A 19,064-nucleotide genomic window follows, 5' to 3' on the forward strand; every position below is an offset into this window, starting at 1 on the left:
TGAGCCCGTTCAGGTTCCGCGCCGCTCCATCAGGGCCCAGGCCAGGGTCCCGGCATCCACGTATTCGAGCTCGCTGCCGCTGGGTACGCCACGCGCCAGGCGGCTGACCTTCAGCCCCTGGGCGCGCAGCATGTCGGCCAGGTAATAGGCGGTAGTTTCGCCCTCGGCCGTGAAGCTGGTGGCCAGAATGACTTCCCGCACGACACCATCGGTCGCCCGGGCACGCAGTTCGGCAAAACGGACCTGTTCGGGGCCCACCCCTTCGAGCGGCGCCAGCCGCCCCATCAAGACGTAGTACAGGCCGTCATAGCCATGGCTGGATTCGATCACCTGCTGGTCAGCCGGGCTTTCGACCACGCACAGCAATGAGGCATCCCGTTCGGCATCGCGACAGACCGGGCACACCGGCTCCTGCGAAAACGAGTGGCATTGCTGACAGTGCTGCAGGCCTTCGACCGCCCCCTGCAAGGCAGCACCCAACTGGACCGCAGCCTGTGGATTGTGCTGCAGCAGGTGGTAGGCCATGCGCCTTGCGGTGCGCACCCCGACGCCGGGCAAGGCACGCAGGGCCTCGACCAGTACCCGCAGGGGTTCGGGTTCGGACAGCGGAGCGGGCATCAGAAGGGCAGCTTCATGCCTGCGGGCAAGGACATGCCGGCGGTCACGGAGGCCATCTTTTCCTGGGCCGTGGCTTCTGCCTTGCGCTGGGCATCATTGAATGCGGCGGCCACCAGGTCTTCGATCATGTCGCGGTCGTCATCGAACAGCGTGGGGTCGATGGTGACCCGCTTGACGTCATACTTGCAGTTCATGCTCACCTTGACCAGCCCACCGCCTGCTGCGCCTTCGACCAGGACATCAGCCAGGGCATCCTGGGCCTTCTTCATGTTTTCCTGCATTTGCTGCGCCTGGCGCATCAGGCCGGCAATCTGGTTCTTCATCATTTCAGGGTTCTCGTGTCGTTCGACTAAAAATGGGCCATGGCTTCAGGCCGGGCGTACCGAGCCAGGAATGATCCGGGCGCCAAACTGCTTGCCCAGAGCCTGTACCAGGGGGTGGCCTTCGGCGGCACGCTCGGCATCATCCTGGCGGCGGGCCTGTTCCGCCTCGCTGACCGCATGCGCCGTATCCTCGCCCGTTTCACCGTATTCGATGGCGAGGCGCAGGACGCGCGCGTAGTGTTCGGAGAGGACCGTACGCAGGCGTTCCTGCCCGCCCCCGCCCGATAGCGTGCGAATCGCCACCCGCAGACGGATCTGCGTGTCATCGGCCGCCACCCATTCACTGTTCAGGGCGAGCGCGCGGGCGGCACCGGTCACGGGCAGGCGCGCAGCCAGTTCGGGCCAGGCCTGCGGGGTCATGGCAGCGGGGTCTGGAGCCGGTTTCTTCGACCGTACCCGGCTGCGCCGGCCCCCTGCAAGTTCGGCAGACAGCTCGGCAGACCGGATCGGCAGATCCACCGGGTCATCCGGCATGGCTGCAGCAAAATCGGCATCCGGGATCGGGTCGTCATCCAGATCCCAGGGCGGGCCATCGATTTCTGTGGGGGCGTGCTGGGCTGGAGCATGGCCTGGAATGGGCTCGACGGTGATGCCCTGAACTGCAACAGCGCGCTCGGGCGGTTCGACGGCGATGTCCCGAACTGGAGCAGCATGCTCGCGGGGCGCTATCCGGACGGGGTCCGGGCCTGCAGAATCCGGGCCCAGAGAATGCCCGGTATCAGCGGCGTCTTTCGACGCTTCCTTTTCGGCTGTAGCCTGCTCTGACGGCGGGATCTGCGCTGACCGTGGGGTCTGCCTGGCCCGGGATGGCCCGGGCAAGGGCGGCTCGGGCAAAGCTCGACCTGGAGGCATTTCAGCCGTATCGGCGCCTTTTGTGGACGCCACTGTAGAACCGTCAGGCTTACCGGACGAGATGGGCGATTCAGACGATTCAGACGATTCAGACGATTCAGACGATTCAGACGATTCAGACGGTTCAGACGGTTCGGATGACCCGGGATGCTGCCCCGCATTGGCCATATCCGCGGTGGCGGCTTCTGGTGCCGGCACCAGGGCCAGCATGCGCAGGCAGGCCATGACAAAGCCGGCATATTCGTCGGGCGCCAGGGCGAGCTCGGCCCGGCTGTGCACGGCAACCGTGTAGAACAGTTGCAGGACATCCGGCGAGAGGCGCCCGGCCAAAGCCATGAGATCATCGGCCTGCGGGTCGTCTGCGGGCGCCTGGCCCAGTTGCCGGGTCATGGCCACCCGCGACAGCAAGGTGGCCAGATCGCCCAGTGCAGCCCGAAAGGACAGACCGCGCGCCAGGAGATCATCGGCCACGGCCAGCACACCGGCCGCATCATGTGCCGCCAGTGCCTGCGCCAGCCGCACCAGCTGATGCTGATCGAGCGTGCCCAGCATCTCGCCCACCACAGCGGCCGTGAGCGGGCCCGCCGCATATGAAATTGCCTGGTCGGCCAGCGACAGGGCGTCGCGCATGGAGCCTGCCGCCGCCTGCGCCAGCAGGCGCAGGGCCTGGGGTTCGGCCTCGATGGATTCGTCTTCGAGCACATGGGCCAGGTGCTCGGCCATGGCCGGCACCGTCATCTGCTTGAGGTTGAACTGCAGGCAGCGTGACAGTACCGTGACAGGAATCCTCTGGGGATCCGTGGTGGCCAGGATGAACTTGACGTGCCCGGGCGGCTCTTCGAGCGTCTTGAGCATGGCGTTGAAGGCATGGCCGGTCAGCATGTGGACTTCGTCGATCATGTAGACCTTGTAGCGCCCCGCTGAAGGCGCATAAATGGCCTGCTCGAGCAACTGGGTCATTTCATCGACCCCCCGATTGGAGGCGGCATCCAGTTCGATGTAATCGACATAGCGCCCGGCATCGATTTCGGTGCACGCCTGGCAATGGCCACAGGGCTGTGCGGTGACCCCCTGTTCGCAATTGAGCGACTTGGCCAGAATGCGCGACAGCGTGGTCTTGCCCACACCCCGGGTGCCCGTGAACAGCCACGCATGGTGCAGCCGACCGGACGACAGCGCATGGGTGAGCGCACGGACCACGTGTTCCTGGCCAACCAGGGTCTCGAAAGTGCGGGGGCGCCATTTGCGCGCCAGAACGAGATAGCTCACAGGCGCCTTGCCAGAAGGAAAACAAAGAGGCGAGCCTGACTTCGGCACTGGTTCTGCACGGCTGTGGCTGCTTCGTTCCCGACCTGACCAGGTTGACCGCCGAACCATGCGAAGGGGCCCGCCAAACTGATTTTAACAGGGATATGCCGGCGGGTTCGGGGCGCCTGCCAGACGGCTCAATGAAAATCGCGACTCTTGCTGGCCCCGTCGGCCAGCCGCCCGAGCAGCGGGGTGAGATCGGCGAGACGCGTCGCCACCACATTGCACACCCCATCCTGACGCTGCCAGCGGCCATGCACCGCCAGCAGCCTGGATTGCAGCAGTTCGGCGCGCTGGCGTTCGCGCAGCGTCTGCCAGACGATGACCTGCACCACCCCGGTTTCATCTTCGAGCGAAATGAAGACTACGCCCTTGGCCGTGCGCGGCTGCTGGCGCAGCGTGACGATACCGCAGCAGCGTACCCGACTGCCGTTGGCCAGGCCCTGGAGTTCGTGTGCGCTTTGCAGGCGACGCTTGCGCAACAGCGGCCGCAGCAGCTCGAGCGGATGACGGCGCAGCGTCAGGCCCGTGCTCGCGTAATCGAACACAATTTCTTCGCCCTCTGGGGCGGGCGGCAATTCGAGGCCTTCTTCGACGATGGGCGCATCGCGCAAGAGCCGGGGGATGGCACTGGGCACCGAAGCGTCCCAGACCTGCTGGCGCCGATGGCCTGACAGGCTGGCCAGGGCGTCCGCCCCCGCCAGCCGGCGCATCTCGTGGGTGGCCAGCGCCGCGCGCCGGGCCAGATCTTCGGCGTCCACGAACAAGGCCTGGGCGCGCGCGGCCATGATGCGCCCCACGGCGGCCTGCGGCAGCCCGGAAACCATGCGCAAGCCCAGCCGCACCACCGGCGGATCCCCTGCCCCTTCGAGGGTGCAGTCCCAATCGCTTGCCAGCACATCGGCCGCACGCACCTGCACGCCATGCCGACGTGCGTCCTGCACGAGCTGATCGGGGCTGTAGAAACCCAGCGGCTGGCTGTTGAGCATGGCGGCCAGGAACTCGGCCGGGTGGTGCCGCTTGATCCAGCATGACGCATAAACCAGCAACGCAAAGCTGGCCGCGTGGCTTTCCGGAAAGCCGTATTCTGAAAAACCCCGGATCTGCTCGAAGATCGACTCGGCAAAAGCGCGTTCATAGCCACGGGCCAGCATGCCATCGACCAGCCGGGCATGATATGCATCGAGGTTGCCGCTGTGCCGCCATGCCGCCATGGAACGACGCAACTGGTCGGCCTCGCCGGGGGTGAACCCGGCCGCGAGCACGGCAACCTGCATCACCTGTTCCTGAAAAATGGGGACCCCGAGGGTACGGCCCAGCGCCTCGCGCAGGGCTTCGCCGGGATAGCGCACGGGCGCCCTGCCCTGGCGCCTGTTGAGATAAGGATGGACCATGTTGCCCTGGATCGGCCCCGGGCGGATGATGGCCACTTCGATGACCAGATCGTAGTAGCACCGCGGCCGCAGGCGCGGCAGCATGCTCATCTGCGCGCGGCTTTCGATCTGGAACACGCCGATGGTGTCCGCACGGCAGATCATATCGTAGGTTTCGGGGTCTTCGGCCGGGATGTCCTGCAACTCGAACACGCCACCCTTGCGCTCGCCGATCAGGGCCAGGGCCTTGCGGATGGCCGTGAGCATGCCCAGAGCAAGCACATCCACCTTGAGCAGGCCCATCTCATCGAGATCGTTCTTGTCCCATTCGATCACGGTGCGGCCTTCCATGGCGGCATTCTCGATCGGCACCATGCGCGCCAACGGCCCGCGCGTGAGCACGAAGCCCCCCACATGCTGGCCCAGATGACGGGGGAAACCCACCAGTTGCCCGGCAAAGCGCAATAGCTGGCGTACCCCGAGGCTATCGGGTGACAGACCTGCCTCGAGCAGCCGCTCGGGCGCGATCTCGCGACCATCCCACCAGCGCTGCCCGCGCGCCAGCACATCCAGAACGGCCGCATCGAAACCCAGCGCCTTGCCCACGTCACGGATGGCACTTTTAGGCCGGTAGCGGATCACCACGGCGGTCAGGGCCGCGCGCGTGCGGCCATACTTGCGATACAGGTACTGGATGACCTCTTCGCGCCGCTCGTGCTCGAAATCCACATCGATGTCGGGAGGCTCATTGCGCTCGCGACTGATGAAGCGCTCGAACAGCACGGCCATGCGGGCGGGATCCACTTCGGTGATGCCAAGGCAATAGCAGACCACCGAGTTGGCCGCACTGCCGCGCCCCTGGCAGAGGATCTGGCGCGAGCGCGCAAAGGCCACGATATCGGCCACGGTGAGAAAATAGGGCTCATAGCCGAGTTCGGTGATCAACGCCAGTTCGTGCTCGATCTGCCCCTGTACTTTGGCGGCAATGCCATCTGGCCAGCGCCGCCCTGCGCCTTCGTAGGTGAGGCGACGCAAATGGCTGGCCGGGGTGTCCCCTGACGGCACGACCTCGTCGGGATACTGGTAACGCAGTTCATCGAGATTGAAATCACAGCGTGCGGCCACCCTCAGGGTCTCGGCCAGCAGTTCGGCCGGATAGATCCGGGCCAGGCGCAGGCGCGAACGCAGGTGCCGCTCGGCATTCGGCTGCAGGCCGTATCCGCAGCGCGCAAGCGGCTTGCCCAGGCGAATCGCGGCAAGAATGTCCTGCAGCATCTTGCGCGAGCGCACATGCATGTGGACATCACCACAGGCCACCAGCGGAATGGCCGTCAGTGCACTGACTTCGTGCAGACGGTGCAGCCACATTTCGTCATCGAGGCTGCACAACAGCTCTGCCGCCAGCCAGCAGCGCCCCATGAAACGATCCAGCAGCCAGCGCGCCACCGCCAGAAGCTGTTCGGTCGAGGCCGTTCGATGGGCCGCAACGAGCACGACGCAATCTGCCAGGGCCTGCGGATCGACATCGTCGGCCCGCAACTGATATTGCCCCTTGGTTGGTGAGGCACGCCGCAGGCGGGTGATGAATTCGCACAGATTGCCGTACCCATTGCCGTTGCAGGCCATCACAACCAGCGTGAACGGACCGGGCGGCACGCTGGCACAGACCTCGAACTGGCTGCCCACCAGCAGTTTCAGACCATGGGCCCGGGCAGCCACATGGGCACGCACCATGCCGGCCAGCGAGCATTCGTCGGTCAGGGCCAGCGCGCTGTAGCCCAGTTGCCAGGCGCGTTCGACCAGTTCTTCAGGGTGGCTTGCACCGCGCAGGAACGAGAAGTTGCTCAGGCACCTGAGCTCGGCATAGCCTGGCAGGGCCGAGGACGCCGGCAGGAAGGACGATGCAGTGACCATGGGATCCTCAGGCAAATATCCCATGCAGGTACCAGGCGGTGGCATCCCCGGCCAGGCGCACCTGATAGATCCAGAGCACCCCCGCATACTGACTGAATGCCACCCAGTAATCGCGCTCGACATGGTGGTTGGTGGCCTCATCGACCCGATGCCACCAGCCGCCTTCGATGCGATGGGGCCCCGCCAGCAGCCTGAGCGGCCCCTGGTAGATGGGGCGGTTGCCGTGCACCGCGAGTTGCAGGGGCTCGGACAGGATGAAACCTGGCTGTGGTATCCGGGGAGGGGCAGCCTGGGGCCCGGGCACCGGCTGCGGTGCCGGCTGCCAGTGCTGCATCCATTCGAGACGATGGTCTTCGCACAGCACCGGCTGCCACACCCGCCCGGGGCCCAGACGGGCCGCAATACGCTCGAGCACCCGGGCCAGTGATCCGCCAGCCGCCTGCCCGTCGGGCAGCAGCGAGGCGCTGTGCGCCGGCAACGGCACGACCTCGAGCGCCTCGAGGGCCAGTTCACCCACCGGGGCCTGCAGCCTGACACGGGCCAGATGTTCGGCCAGCAGCCGGCACAGGTGTTCGACCTCGCGCATCGGCTGCGCCGTGCGGATGGTCAGTTCACCGGCTTCGCCTGCCTGATGTGCGCGCGCGACATCATGCGCCCAGTGCAGCGTGAACGCCGCAATGCCCGCATGCCGTGCCGCCAGCCAGCCGCACAGCTGCACCAGCAGGCGGCGCGCACCGAACAGCAATACCGGGGCGGCGTCTACGCGTGTGACCAGTTCGAGCCGAGCATGGAAGGTGTCCGGGAGTTCGACCCAGTGATGAACCTCGGGGCGCAGACCGTAGGCCTGGTCGAGCGCATCGAGAAGCACCCGGCCAAAACGCCGGTTGAGACCACCGCGTGGCAGACCGTGCACATCGCCCAGGGTATGACACCCCAGCTGCGCCAGGGTGAGCCGGTGCGGCCGGACGGCCGTCAATACATCCATGGGCAGGGGATCCAGAACCTGCTGCAGCGGCTGGCGTACCCCGTTGAGCACCCCGGCACGGACACAGGCCAGTGCAGCCAGGCTGTTGGGCGCCCAGGCAAGTGCCGCCATGCCCATCTCGCGGCCTTCGGCAGCGATGCGCTCGTGCAGCGCGCGGCGCCCGCCAAACAGGCGCGTGCTGGCCTCGGCTTCGAGGACCACGGCCTCATCGGCGATGGCAACCCGAGGGGTGAACTGCAAGGCCCAGATCGCCAGCGCATGCAGGGCCTCATTGGGCGGTGGGGTTGCGCCGGGCGTGCAGGGCAAGGACAGGGCAGCCCACAGCATGGACAGGTACCTCGCGGGAAAACGGCTGGCCGGGATGCAGCAGGCGGGGTGTGAGGACCGAGGCCAGGGCGCCGGGTATGGACGGCAAGGCAATCGGCTGGTGGAGCGTGGGGCCACGGCGCTTGAGAATGTGCAGCTGAAGCACCCAATCGGGCAGCAGGCCGGCCTGCACAGGAACACCAGCCCCTGATTGGACTGCGCACAGACCTGCAGGCGCCGGATGTGTTCGGGCCGCGCCTGTGGCAACCAGGCAATGATGGCGCCACAGGCATTGGCCCGGATCAGCTGCTCGGTGACCCAGAGCCGCTCGGCGGGCGTCTGTGCCTGGACCCAGACGAAACGGCGTGTCTCGAGCCCGATCTGTTGCAACCCCGGCAGGCCGGGCTGGTGAGGCGGCCCGACCACGACCACCTGCCCGCCCTGCGCGGCACGCTGGCGCAGCGCAGGACCCAGCAGGCGCCATTCGAGGATGGCAGGTTGCGCAGCCAGGACTTCGACGAGCGACTGGCAGGGCCAGCCGCCCCCTGGCAGTTCGCAATCCAGTTGCGCCCAGCCCGTAGGCACCACGGCGGCAGGCGCACGACTGATTTCGGTGCCACGCCACACCCCCTGGATGGCGGACACCGACTGCATGGCCCCTGCCACAGTGGCCGGGCGCGGTGCCGGCGCAGCAGAAAATGAAAAGGCAGCTTGATTCATGGTGGCCCGAATGGTGACGAATACTGTATGTATGAACAGTATTTTGCCACAGAATCACGAGGCGGGGCTATGCACCAGAAACCGGGCCAGCGGGTCTTCATGCGATAATCCGGGCATGCGGACGGCAGACTCTGATGGCGCTCGATCATTCCACCCTCACGGCTTTCCGGGATCACAACCCCGCCTGGCGCTTGCTGGCCTCGCCCCACGCCCCCCTGGTGGCCAGTTTTCTGCATCGGGTCTTCATCGTCCCCAACGTGCGCACCATGAGCGAAGCCGATCTGGCCGAAATGCTCGAAGATGAATTGTTCGCCCTGCGCGAACAGCTCGGCGCCGAGGCTTACCCAAAAAGTGCAACCGATTATCTGAATGACTGGTGCGCCCCGGACAAGGGGTGGCTGCGCAAGTTCTACAGACCGGGCACGGACGAAGCGCAGTTCGACCTGACGCCCGCCACTGAAAAAGCCATCGCCTGGCTGGTCTCGCTGACCGAACGGCCTTTCGTGGGAACAGAATCCCGCCTGCTGACGCTGTTTGCGCTGCTCGAACAGATCAGCACGGGCACCGAAACCGACCCTGCCCGGCGGCTGGCCGACCTGCGCCGCAAGCGCAGCGAGATCGACGGCGACATCGCCCGGGTACTGGCGGGCGATGTCCCCCTGCTGGATGACACGGCCATCAAGGACCGTTTCCTGCAGTTCCAGCAACTGGCGCGTGAACTCCTGAGCGATTTCCGGCAGGTCGAACACAATTTTCGCCAACTGGATCGCAGCGTCCGGGAAAAGATCGCGCTCTGGGAAGGCAGCAAGGGGGCCCTGCTCGATGACATCATGGGTAAGCGCGATGCCATCGGCGATTCCGACCAGGGCCGCAGCTTCCACGCCTTCTGGGATTTCCTGATGTCCAGCCGCCGCCAGGAAGAACTGTCCGAGCGGCTCGACCACATCCTCGGCCTGCCTTCAGTGCAGGCGCTGGAGCCCGAACCGCGTCTGCGCCGGGTTCACCACGACTGGCTCGAAGCCGGCGAGCACACCCAGCGCACCGTTGCCCAGTTGTCACAGCAATTGCGCCGGTTCCTGGATGACCGTGCCTTCCACGAAAACCGCCGCATTCTCGATCTGCTGCGCAACATCGAGGCCAGGGCACTGGCCCTGCGCACCACCCCGCCCAAAGGCAACGTGATGCAGATCGATCGCATGGGTGTGGACATCACCCTGCCGCTCGAGCGCCCCCTGTACACGCCCGGCATCCGCCCCCGGCTGGCAGAAATCGTGCTGCAGGCCGGCGATGCCAGCGAAATCGACACCACACGCCTGTTCGATCAGCACGTCATCGACAGGGCACGTCTGTACCAGACGGTACGGCACGCCTTGCGCCAGGAGCGCCAGATCACCCTGCGCGCCCTGCTCGAGACACAGCCCCTGCAACAAGGGCTGGCAGAACTGGTCGCCTGGCTCGAACTGGCCCATGGCCACCCGACCCGAACCGAAGGCCTCAGGGCCACCATAGATGAAAGCACGCAGGACACGATCGAATGGGTCACGCAGGATGCTGCAGGGTCAGACATCCTGCGCCGGGCCCGCATGCCGCGTGTGATCTTCACCCGCTGAAAGCCGTTTGCTGCACAATGAACCCATGAAAACCACGATGCCTTCCTCGCCCGACGACTTCCCCGACGGCCTCGATGCGCCCGATGACAGCGGCGCACTCGAGCGCAATGCGCCTTCTTCGGCAGTACCCGAGTTGTCGCGGCTGATGGTGCACCTGCTCAAGGGCGTGCTCTATCGTCAAGACGACCCGTTGCTGTGGTCCAGCCTGATGGGTCTGCAGGCCCGTGTGCGCGAACAGGCGGCCGTGCTGCTGCTCGACCTGGTGCTCGATGAAGCCGAAGGGTACGCCTATTTCAGGGGCCGCGCGACACCGGAAGAGGGCGATGCCCGGGCGCCACTGCCGCGCCTGGTTGCGCGGCGAGCCCTGTCATACCCTGTCAGCCTCATGCTGGCCCTGCTGCGCAAGCGCATGGCGGAGTCCGACGCTGGTGGCGGCGATACCCGGCTGGTGCTGTCCCGCGAGGACATCGTCGAGCTGATACGGGTCTTCCTGCCTGATGGCAGCAATGAAGCCCGCCTGATCGATCAGGTCGACGCCACCATAGGCAAGGTGGTCGAGCTTGGCTTCCTGCGCCGGCTCAAGCCCACGGCAAGCCCGGGCCAGCAGGCACGGCATTACGAAGTCAGGCGCATCATCAAGGCCTTTGTCGACGCCCAGTGGCTGGCGGGCCTGGACGCACACCTGGCAAGCTACCAGAACCTCGTGGCCGGCCATGACGGCCAGTCCGACGTATCCGAGGCATCCGAGGCACCCGACGAGTTCGGCGAGCCCGGCGCGCAAGGCGATGCAGGCCGTGTCCCCCAGACCGGCAGCGTGCAGACCGATGAATAGTCCCCTGCTGCCGGAACTGGATTTCGTGGCCGATGACAGTCGCGTCGGATTTCGCCTGCAGCGGCTGGAAGTCTTCAATTGGGGGACTTTCGACCAGCAGGTCTGGAGCCATGAGCTCGATGGCCGCAACGGTCTGCTCACCGGTGACATCGGCTCGGGCAAATCCACGCTGGTGGACGCGCTCACGACCCTGCTGGTGCCGCCGCAGCGCATTGCCTACAACAAGGCCGCCGGCGCCGAGACCCGCGAGCGCTCGTTGCGCTCCTATGTGCTGGGCCACTACAAGAGCGAGCGCAGTGAAACCACCGGCAGCACGCGCCCCGTCGCCCTGCGCGATGCCTCCAGCTACAGCGTGGTCCTCGGGGTGTTTCGCAACGAAGGCTACGATCAGGTGGTGACCCTGGCCCAGGTCTTCTGGTTTCGCGAACCACAGGGCCAGCCGGCACGCCTGTTCGTGGCCACCGAAAAAAGCCTGTCGATTGCCAGGGATTTTTCCGGATTCGGCACCGACATCAGTGGCCTGCGCACCCGGTTGCGGGCCCTGGGCTGCGAGCTCAGCGACAGCTTTCCGCCCTACGGCGCCTGGTTTCGACGGCGCTTCGGCATCGACCACGAACAGGCGCTGGAACTCTTTCACCAGACGGTATCGATGAAGTCCGTCGGCAACCTGACGGACTTCGTGCGCCACCACATGCTCGAACCCTTCGAGGTGGCCGGGCGCATCCAGGCGCTACTGGGGCATTTTGAAGACCTCGACCGCGCTCACCAGGCGGTGCTCAAGGCCAGGCACCAGATCGACCTGCTGAACCCCCTGGTGGAAGACGGCCAGCACCATCTGGCCATCGCAACGGAAGTCGAGCACCTGCGCACCGGGCGTGAGGCCCTGCGTCCTTATTTTGCAGGCCTCAAGGCTGCGCTGCTCGAGCGCCGCCTGGAAATCCTGGACCAGGATGCCGCACGGCTCAATGCCCAGATCGATGGCCTGGGTACGCAGCGCGACCAGGCGCGGGCCACCCAGGCAAGCCTCGAACGGGCCCTGCGCGAGAACGGTGGAGACCGGCTGGAGCAACTGGCCGCCGAATTGCAGCGCCTCGACGCCGTCAAGACGCAGCGCGAGCGCAAGGCACAGGCCCACGCCGAACTGCTGGCCCGCATCAGCGAGACACCGCCGGCGGATGAAGCGGCCTTCATGACCCAGCAACACGCCATCGTCACGCGCGCCGAACACCTGCGCTCGGACCTTGCCGAACATGAAAACAGCGAACGGGAAGACGAATTCATTCTGCGCAAAGGGCGCGAGGAACACGCCGCCCTGACCACCGAGATCGACAGCCTGGCACGCCGCAAGAGCAATATCGATACCGTACAGATCCGGATCCGCCAGGCGCTGTGCGATGCGCTGGCCATCCAGGAAGATGAACTGCCCTTTGCCGGCGAGCTGATCCAGGTGCGCGATGATGAGCGCGACTGGGAAGGCGCGGCCGAACGCCTGCTGCGTGGTTTTGGCCTGTCACTGCTGGTGCCCGACCTCCATTACCGTGCCGTGGCCGATTGGGTGGAACGCCAGCATCTGGGCGCACGCCTGGTGTATTTTCATGTGCGTCGGCCCAAGACGCTGCCACAAGCCGGCCAGATGCATCCATACTCGCTGGTGCGCAAGCTGCTCATCAAACCCGACACGCCCCACTACGAGTGGCTGGAACACGAGTTGCAGCGCCGCTTCGACGTCGCCTGCTGCGACGACCTCGACCAGTTCCGCCGCGAGGCGCGGGCCGTGACCCGGGCCGGCCAGATCAAGGACCCAGGCGGGCGTCACGAGAAAGACGACCGACGCCGCATCGACGATCGCAGCCGCTACGTGCTGGGCTGGAGCAACGCCGACAAATTGCGCACGCTGCGCGACGAACGCACGCATCTGGAGCAGCATCTGGGCGACACAGGCCAGCGCATCGCACACGCACAACAGCAGCGCCGGCAGTGCCAGAATCAGCTGGAGGCCCTGGCCAAACTCGAAGTGTTCACCCACTACAGCGAGATCGACTGGCAGGGTCCGGCGCATGAAATCGCCCGGCTCACCGAGGAACGCGACCGCCTCAAGGCCGCTTCCGATACCCTGAGGGAACTGGAAAACCAGCTGGCACAGGCCCGGCGTGATCTGCAGACACTCGAGGACGATCTCGCCCAGGCACAGGGCAGGCGTGGAGAGATCCGCAGCAAACGCGAAACGGCCCACGCACTGCATGTCCAGGCCACCGAACTGCGCGCCCAGGCGCCACTGGACGAAGCCTTGCTGGCCCGCCTGGATGGCTGGCGCGCCGAGGCACTGGGCGAGCACCAGCTCAGCGTCGAGTCCAGCGAAAATCGCGAGCAGGACGTGCGCAGCTGGCTGCAGGGGCGCATCGACGCCGGAGACCGGCGCCTGGCGCGCCTGACCGAACGCATCATCAACGCCATGCGCGGCTTCAAGGAAGCCTTCAGGGCGGAAACCACCGAAATCGACGTCAGTCTGGCGGCATTGCCCGAATTCGAGCGCTTGATGGCAGATCTGCAGCGCGATGACCTGCCGCGCTTCGAAGCCCGCTTCAAGGAACTGCTCAACGTCAATACCATCAATGAAATCGCCAATTTCAATGCCCAGCTTGCACGTGAGCGTGAAACCATCAAAGAGCGGGTCGACCTCATCAACCAGTCGCTGCAGGCCATCGACTACAACCCGGGGCGCTACATCCGGCTGATGGCCCAGACCAGCCCCGATGCCGAAATCCGCGACTTCCAGCAAGACCTGAGGGCCTGCACCGAAGGCGCCCTGAGCGGCTCGGAAGACGAGCAGTATTCGGAAGCAAAGTTTCTTCTGGTGAAAGCCATCATCGACCGCTTTCGGGGCCGCGAAGGCATGGCCGAGATCGACCGGCGCTGGATGCAGAAAGTCACCGACGTGCGTAACTGGTTCCTGTTTTCCGCCAGTGAACGCTGGCGCGCAGACGATGCCGAATACGAGCATTATTCCGATTCTGGTGGCAAGTCGGGGGGCCAGAAGGAAAAACTGGCCTACACGGTGCTGGCCGCCAGCCTGGCCTACCAATTCGGGCTCGAATGGGGGGCCGTGCGTTCACGCTCATTCCGTTTCGTGGTGATCGATGAGGCCTTCGGGCGCGGCTCGGATGAATCCGCGCAATACGGGCTCGAGCTCTTCCGGCAGCTCAATCTGCAATTGCTCATCGTCACCCCGTTGCAGAAAATCCACATCATCGAACCGTACGTGGCCAGCGTGGGCTTCGTGCACAACGAGGGCGGGCGTGAATCGCGGCTGCGCAGCCTGAGCATCGAGGAATACCACCGCCAGAAAAGCGCCGCCCGGGCAGGCACCCCATGAACTGGAGCCGTCCCGCTGATTTCCACACGCAACTGCAGCGCCTGTGGCAGCGCGGTGAGCTGCTGCGCGCCACGGTGTCCGACGACGCTATCGACTGGCCACTGCGCCTGTCGCTGAAGTCACCCTCGGCGGCCGACCTGCGGGATCGATTCGAGGCCGTGCGCACCTGGGTGCAGGACATCACCACCCAGCCGCGCCTGCGCATCGCCTGGCGCGAATCGATACACAGGGTGCAAGGCCGGCAACGCCTGCCCGAAGCCATCTGGGTCGATTCACTGGACGATGCCCTGGCCTTGCTGGGCAAGGCGAGCGAAGCCCGGCGGTTCCAGGCACTCTGGCAGCAGACCGCCGGCACGCAACCGGATGTGCTGCCGTGGCTGCAGCGCCACCCGCTGCAGGCGCTGGCCCTGGCCGGACAATGGTCGCGCCTGCTGGCCGTCATCGCCTGGATCCAGGCTCACCCGCGCCCCGGGGTCTACCTGCGCCAGGTCGACGCCCCGGGGATCGACAGCAAGTTCATCGAAGCCCATCGCAGCACCCTGGCCCAGTGGCTGGACCTGAGCCTGCCTGCCGAAGCCATCGATCAGGATGCCCGGGGCGTGGCCCAGTTTGCCCGCCGCTACGGGTTTCGCGACAAGCCCGTGCGCATCCGCCTGCGCCTGCTCGATGCCCGGCTCCCCAATCTGCCCGGCTGCACGGGCCTGTCCGACATCACGCTGGACGCCGACAGCTTCGCCGCCCTCGACCTGCCCATCGAGCACGCTTTCATCACCGAGAATGAGGTGAACTTTCTGGCTTTCCCCCCGATTGGGCACGCCATCGTGATCTTTGGCGCCGGCTATGGCTGGGAAGCGCTCGCCCAGGCCCGCTGGCTGAACCAGTGCCGCATGCACTACTGGGGTGATATCGACACGCACGGCTTTGCCATCCTGGACAGCCTGCGCAGCCGTTTCCCGCACGCCGCATCGTTGCTCATGGACCGGCCGACCTTGCTGGCCCATCAGGCACAGTGGGGCGAAGAGCCACCCGCGGCGCGCCACGACCAGGCCCTCTTGCACCTGACCCCGGATGAAGGCAGGCTATACGACGACTTGCGCCAGGATCGGCTGCAAGCACGCCTGCGCCTGGAACAGGAGCGCATCGGCTATGGCTGGCTGCGTGCGCGCCTGGCGACAATGGTCGGGCAGGCCCGAACTTCGTGACCATGAGCCCGCACCACCGCAGCGCGCAGGCAGCCCATTTCTTTTTTATTTTCTATCGGGTATTGATCTTTGTTCAGCGATTTGATTGATGATCTGGATGACCATTCGAGCGGGCCGGATCTGTTTCTCGATGTACCGTTCGTGCCCACCGATGAGGCCTTGATCGAGGCCATACTGGAATTTGCCGACGTGGGGCGCAAGGACGTACTCTACGACCTGGGCTCGGGCGATGGCCGTATCCCGGTGGCCGCCGCACTGAGCCGTGGCGCGCGCGGCGTTGGCGTAGACATCGACCCGCGCCGGGTTGCCGAGGCCATGGAGTACGCAGGGGATTCCAGGGCAGAATATCTCGTCGATTTCATTGAAGAGGACTTCTTCACGACGGATTTCAGCGAAGCCACCGTCGTGACCCTGTATCTGCTGGACTCGATCAATGTCCAGTTGCGGCCCCGGCTGCTCGATGAACTGCGCCCCGGTGCACGTGTGATCTCCCATGCGTTCGACATGGGAGACTGGAAACCCGACGAACGGCTCGAACTGGGCGGCACCAAACTCTACAAATGGATCATCCCCGCCCGCGTAGCGGGCCCCTGGGAATGGGAAGGGCCAGACGGGCGCCTGTACCAGATCGACCTGCAGCAAAAATACCAGGACGTCAGCGGCAGCGCATGGGTCGCGGGCAAAGAAGCCCATCTGCGTCACGCAACATTGCGGGGCGCCTGCCTGGCACTCGAGATCAAGACAGATGACGAGACATCATCGAGCCATTTCGTGCTCGACTTCGAAGACCACACGCTGGAGGCCGTGTCGTGCTGAGCACCCAACAGGCCACCCTGGATACCTCGCAGCAGACCCTGGAACTGCTACGCGGGCGCATACCAACACCGCAGTGCGACTGGTCGTGCTGCCAGGCATAGCGTATCCAAGTCAAGCGTCCGGCACCAAAGAGCAGTGCCGACAGCACGACGTGAGTATCGAGGACGACCCTGTGCATTACTGCCGTGCCCAGGCCACGGCATCCTCGACATCCTGCTCGGTGATTCCGAGCTTCTCCAGCTTCTCACGCACAGCCTGGGCTTTCAGGACCCGCACAGGTGTGAGGATGATCCGGCCGCCCTCGACGGTCACGTCGAAGTACTCTGTCGCATCGACGCCGGACACGGCCGCCTTGGGGCCCAGGGTTTCCAGAGCTTGCTGCGCACATCTCCTGACGCAGGGGATCGAAGGCGCTGCGGGCTACCCGATTTTCGAGCATTCCGCCTGGTCCAGGAGCAGCTGCGCGACCCGAAGGGGCTACCCATCAGCGTGCGGCTGCTGTGCGAGGCGCACCGGCTACTACTCGATGGCGCACGCGGTGCAGGCAAACAGCCCGGCGAACTGCGGCATTCGCAGAACTGGATCGGCGGCACGCGGCCCGGCAATGCAGCGTTCGTGCCACCGCCACCCGAGCGCGTACCGGAACTGCTGTCCAACCTGGAGCGGTTCATCCACGAAACCAAGGACGGCCTGCCACCTCTGGTCAAGATTGCACTGGTCCATGCGCAATTCGAGACCATCCACCCGTTTCTGGACGGCAACGGCCGCATCGGTCGCCTGCTGATTGCGGCCTTGCTGGAGCATTGGAAGCTGCTGGCCGAACCGTTGATGTACCTCAGCGGCTACCTGAAACAGCACCAGGCCGAGTATTACCGCCGCCTGTCGATCATCCGCACTGAAGGCGATTGGGAGTCGTGGATAGCGTTCTTCCTGGAGGGCGTGGCGGTTGCAGCCGCCGATGCCGAGCGGAACACCATCGCCGTCGCCAGTCTGATCGCCACCGACCGTCGCGAGCTGCTGCAATCGCCCAAGGCGAGCCCAGCCAGCTACCGGCTGTTCGAGTTGCTGCCGATGATGCCGCGCTTCACCATCGAGCGGGCTCGTCAGCAGTTGGATACTACCTTCCCCACAGCCAACGCAGCTGTGCAGATGCTGGAGCAATTGGACATCGTTGTCGAAGTGACCGGCCGAAAGAAAAACCGCAGCTACAGCTATCAAGCCTACGTTGATCTGCTGACGCGCTGACAGCGGTTGCGCATGATGCGCACCCTACGATGAGTTTGATCAGGAGTTTATTCCGTTGGCGCTACGGAATCAGGCCAGATCATGTATCAGCCCCGCCCTCTTGGGCAAAGGCCGGCTCGAAGTCCTGCAGGTCGGTGCCGCGCATGCCCAATCCCCAGACGTCGGGCGCGGTGTCCTCCAGCGCGAGGAAGAACGCCTGACGGGGATGCTGCACGCCCGCCACCGGCTGGAGATCCGGCGACAGCGTGAAGAAACGGGCATCCTGCAGCCAGCCTTCGTCGTAGCTGAACGCGCTGCGCCGGCCGCTGCCAAGATGCAGGCGCCCCACGACCAAGCCGCCCGCCCCCAGGTGGACTTCGAGGTTCGGACGTCGTGTGGGCCGAGGCGTTGCCATCAGAAGCCCTCCAGGTCATCGGCCGGCGCGGGCGCATCGCCTTTGGCAACGACGGGGGCTGCCTGCCGCTTCCTGCCGGCGGAGGTGCGTACCCGCTGCGGCAGTTGCTCCCGCATCAATTCCATGCCGAGCGCATCGTTCTCCAGGGTCATCGCCTGGGCCAGGTCATCGAGCCGGCCCAGCACGTGCAGCGCGCGCAGGAAGGTGTGCAGCGCGGTGCCGGGATAGCCACCTTCCATGCGCCTGACGGTGCTCAAGGACGTGCCGATGCGCTGAGCAAGGTCTTCCTGGCTCAGGCGGCGCATGCGCCGCGCCGCCGAGATATCCTGCCCCAGGCGGCGCAGCGCACGCGCGACAGGCTGCGGCATCGCCACCTGCGCATCAGAGCGCTTTTGCTCGGAAGAAGACATCTTTTATAGCCTCAAATATGATCTTATTTTGTAAATAATCGTTCATATTTGAACATATAAATGGAAAACAGCCAACCCAGCCAGGCCTGCCTCTTGCAGTGCTGGTGACCGCGTTGCGCCATTGCCAGCAGTCCCGTTCGGCAGACAAGACAGGGCTGATCTCGTGGCAGTCCAACAAATACTCTGTCCCGCTGGCTTGGCAGCGGGCCTGCGTGGGGGTGGCTGAGCAAGACGGTGCGCTGGCCATTACGGATCTGGAATCCGGGGCGGTGATCGCCACACTGGTTTGTCGCCCCAGCCTGACGGCTACGCAGCTGGAGCGTTATCTGCAGGCAAGCGCCTTGGCGCGCGCCCGCGGACGCACCGGTGCACCTCTTGGCAGGCCAGGCCACAGACGGCTGAGCGGCTGGATCTGGCCGTCTACACCCGGGTTGGCCAGCCGGATGGCCAGGAGGTGGACCGTGAGTGCGCTTGAGATGGCTTGCACCCAGTATCGCGCCTTGCGCTTGAATGCAATTGGCCATGACCTGGTGGATCTGGTTGCCCGGGCCGAGGCGGGTGAGCTGTCCTATCTGGACTTTGCCCACCTGTTGGCCGAAAGTAACCGGTCAGCCAGAGGCGTCATTCCCTGGCCTTGTTTCACGAGCGAGACTACTCGTCATGATCAACAGGGCGGGAGGTCCGGGCGATGGACAGACAGAGAACAGACAAGCAGCGGCGCAG

15 protein-coding genes, 1 other RNA gene and 2 pseudogenes are annotated in these 19,064 nt (G+C 65.2%); 8 read left to right on the plus strand and 10 right to left on the minus strand.

Features of this window, described 5'->3' with window-relative positions; translation table 11 throughout:
- Positions 1 to 9: 9 nt before the first annotated feature.
- The 6 genes from recR to imuA form a co-directional block, all read right to left on the minus strand.
- Positions 10 to 618, minus strand: a complete 609-nt coding sequence (gene recR / locus WCY17_RS11495) for a recombination mediator RecR (protein ID WP_372702330.1) — start codon at positions 616 to 618, stop codon at positions 10 to 12.
- Complete coding sequence (locus tag WCY17_RS11500; protein ID WP_372702331.1) at positions 618 to 944, minus strand: YbaB/EbfC family nucleoid-associated protein; 327 nt, start codon at positions 942 to 944, stop codon at positions 618 to 620. The genes recR and WCY17_RS11500 overlap by 1 nt, the downstream gene beginning before the upstream one ends.
- 42 nt (positions 945 to 986) lie before the next feature.
- Complete coding sequence (dnaX, locus tag WCY17_RS11505) at positions 987 to 3,122, minus strand: DNA polymerase III subunit gamma/tau (RefSeq protein ID WP_372702332.1); 2,136 nt, start codon at positions 3,120 to 3,122, stop codon at positions 987 to 989.
- 25 nt (positions 3,123 to 3,147) lie between these two features.
- Positions 3,148 to 3,245, minus strand: an RNA gene (ffs, locus tag WCY17_RS11510) — signal recognition particle sRNA small type.
- Between the two features lie 53 nt (positions 3,246 to 3,298).
- Entirely contained in the window at positions 3,299 to 6,448 is a 3,150-nt protein-coding gene (locus WCY17_RS11515) for an error-prone DNA polymerase (RefSeq protein ID WP_372702333.1), read from the minus strand.
- 7 nt (positions 6,449 to 6,455) lie between these two features.
- Positions 6,456 to 8,459 carry a translesion DNA synthesis-associated protein ImuA gene (gene imuA, locus WCY17_RS11520; protein ID WP_372702334.1) on the minus strand — a complete coding sequence of 668 codons (2,004 nt, stop codon included), beginning with the start codon at positions 8,457 to 8,459 and terminating at the stop codon, positions 6,456 to 6,458.
- Positions 8,460 to 8,593: 134 nt separating this feature from the next.
- Between imuA and WCY17_RS11525 the strand changes: the two genes are divergently transcribed.
- The 5 genes from WCY17_RS11525 to WCY17_RS11545 all read left to right on the plus strand — a co-directional run bounded on the left by WCY17_RS11525 (position 8,594) and on the right by WCY17_RS11545 (position 16,292).
- Positions 8,594 to 10,069 carry a DUF3375 domain-containing protein gene (locus WCY17_RS11525; protein ID WP_372702335.1) on the plus strand — a complete coding sequence of 492 codons (1,476 nt, stop codon included), beginning with the start codon at positions 8,594 to 8,596 and terminating at the stop codon, positions 10,067 to 10,069.
- Positions 10,070 to 10,094: 25 nt separating this feature from the next.
- Positions 10,095 to 10,901, plus strand: a complete 807-nt coding sequence (locus WCY17_RS11530) for a DUF4194 domain-containing protein (protein WP_372702336.1) — start codon at positions 10,095 to 10,097, stop codon at positions 10,899 to 10,901.
- The gene (locus WCY17_RS11535; protein WP_372702337.1) at positions 10,894 to 14,274 is read left to right on the plus strand and encodes an ATP-binding protein; all 3,381 of its coding nucleotides are present in this window, start codon (positions 10,894 to 10,896) and stop codon (positions 14,272 to 14,274) included. The genes WCY17_RS11530 and WCY17_RS11535 overlap by 8 nt, the downstream gene beginning before the upstream one ends.
- Positions 14,271 to 15,476 (plus strand): Wadjet anti-phage system protein JetD domain-containing protein, encoded by a 1,206-nt coding sequence (locus WCY17_RS11540; protein ID WP_372702338.1) that lies wholly within the window; start codon positions 14,271 to 14,273, stop codon positions 15,474 to 15,476. Before WCY17_RS11535 ends, WCY17_RS11540 begins: the two co-directional genes overlap by 4 nt.
- An 81-nt stretch (positions 15,477 to 15,557) precedes the next feature.
- Positions 15,558 to 16,292 (plus strand): methyltransferase domain-containing protein, encoded by a 735-nt coding sequence (locus WCY17_RS11545; RefSeq protein WP_372702339.1) that lies wholly within the window; start codon positions 15,558 to 15,560, stop codon positions 16,290 to 16,292.
- A 79-nt stretch (positions 16,293 to 16,371) separates the two neighbouring features.
- Here WCY17_RS11545 and WCY17_RS11550 read toward each other — a convergent pair.
- Positions 16,372 to 16,470 (minus strand): annotated as a pseudogene (locus WCY17_RS11550) (PIN domain nuclease); the annotation flags it as partial.
- Entirely contained in the window at positions 16,470 to 16,664 is a 195-nt protein-coding gene (locus WCY17_RS11555) for an AbrB/MazE/SpoVT family DNA-binding domain-containing protein (RefSeq protein ID WP_372702345.1), read from the minus strand. The pseudogene WCY17_RS11550 and the gene WCY17_RS11555, both read right to left, overlap by 1 nt.
- Positions 16,665 to 16,667: 3 nt before the next feature.
- Between WCY17_RS11555 and WCY17_RS11560 the strand changes: the two genes are divergently transcribed.
- A complete protein-coding gene (locus WCY17_RS11560; protein ID WP_372702340.1) occupies positions 16,668 to 17,537 on the plus strand; it encodes a Fic family protein in 870 nt (289 codons plus the stop codon).
- A gap of 79 nt (positions 17,538 to 17,616) precedes the next feature.
- Here WCY17_RS11560 and WCY17_RS11565 read toward each other — a convergent pair whose 3' ends face one another.
- The gene (locus WCY17_RS11565) at positions 17,617 to 17,931 is read right to left on the minus strand and encodes a hypothetical protein (RefSeq protein ID WP_372702341.1); all 315 of its coding nucleotides are present in this window, start codon (positions 17,929 to 17,931) and stop codon (positions 17,617 to 17,619) included.
- Positions 17,931 to 18,341: a helix-turn-helix domain-containing protein gene (locus tag WCY17_RS11570; RefSeq protein ID WP_372702342.1), complete on the minus strand. Its 411-nt coding sequence runs from the start codon at positions 18,339 to 18,341 to the stop codon at positions 17,931 to 17,933. The genes WCY17_RS11565 and WCY17_RS11570 overlap by 1 nt, the downstream gene beginning before the upstream one ends.
- 125 nt (positions 18,342 to 18,466) lie before the next feature.
- Here WCY17_RS11570 and WCY17_RS11575 point away from each other — a divergent pair.
- Positions 18,467 to 18,619: pseudogene (locus WCY17_RS11575) on the plus strand (IS21 family transposase); the annotation flags it as partial.
- Positions 18,620 to 18,802: 183 nt separating this feature from the next.
- Positions 18,803 to 19,064: hypothetical protein (locus tag WCY17_RS11580; protein ID WP_372702346.1), on the plus strand; the 262-nt coding region annotated here is incomplete at its 3' end.

The sequence above is a fragment of the Castellaniella sp. genome (genome assembly GCF_041677825.1).
Classification (GTDB): Bacteria; Pseudomonadota; Gammaproteobacteria; order Burkholderiales; family Burkholderiaceae_B; genus Castellaniella.